Origin of the sequence: Aeromonas sp. QDB54, from assembly GCF_027707385.1 — a bacterium.
In the GTDB taxonomy this organism is placed as follows: domain Bacteria; phylum Pseudomonadota; class Gammaproteobacteria; order Enterobacterales; family Aeromonadaceae; genus Aeromonas; species Aeromonas hydrophila.
The window spans coordinates 1-802 of sequence record NZ_JAPCIT010000088.1; the positions used below are offsets into that span (position 1 = coordinate 1).

At 48.4% G+C, this 802-nt stretch carries 1 protein-coding gene and 1 pseudogene; one reads left to right on the forward strand and one right to left on the reverse strand.

The features are described 5' to 3' along the window. Positions 1–374, forward strand: a 374-nt coding sequence (locus PG881_RS23925; protein ID WP_270803321.1) for a DUF4113 domain-containing protein, incomplete at its 5' end; no start/stop codon positions are given. Positions 375–673: 299 nt separating this feature from the next. Here PG881_RS23925 and PG881_RS23930 read toward each other — a convergent pair. Then, positions 674–802 (reverse strand): annotated as a pseudogene (locus PG881_RS23930) (IS1595 family transposase); the annotation flags it as partial.

Sequence of the window (802 nt, forward strand, 5' to 3'; positions counted from 1 at the left end):
ACCACGGGAATTTCTGCGCAGTCGGGTATCACAACCCTAAGCGGGAAAAAGTGTCTGGACCTATGGGGTCAAATCCAGTGATCCACTCACTGCTCTCTCGTATCTGGCGGGATGGGCACCGCTACCAAAAAGGGGGCGTGATGCTAGCCGACTTCACTCCTATCGGCAGCCAGCAGGGAGATTTGTTCGACCATCATCAACATAAGCCCCGCAGTCAGGACCTAATGCAGATGATCGACCGAATCAACCAGGGACGATTAGGAAAAATTCATTTTGGATCTTGTGGGAGAGACAACAGTGATTGGATTATGAGGCGTGAAAAACTCAGTCCCCGCTATACAACCGCATTGGATGAATTACCTATTGCAAAGTGATAACCCGAAATTTCACTTAGGGAAGGTGCGAATAAGCGGGGGAATTCTTCTCGGCTGACTCAGTCATTTCATTTCTTCATGTTTGAGCCAATGGAGGCCGGGGGCAAAAAAGAGATTCATTTTGGGCCAGCATTATGATGGGCGTAAGATGGCGCATCTCAAGCAGTTGCAGCCACCCATCAAACATTACAAATGCTCAATCATTGTTCAGACTTGAGTCGATTGGCACAGAGGAACGGCCTTCTTCACCTCGCATCGATACCAATTAACCATGTATTATTCGTAAAATTCAAACCTGATTACCCATGACCCTCAGCCAGCTTCAAGAGCCGATATGGCATCGGAGGGCTTGCCACGACTGCATGCCCCAATTCAACCAACATGCTCTTGAGGTCAAAACGATGATTAAACCGGAAGCAGTATTCCGC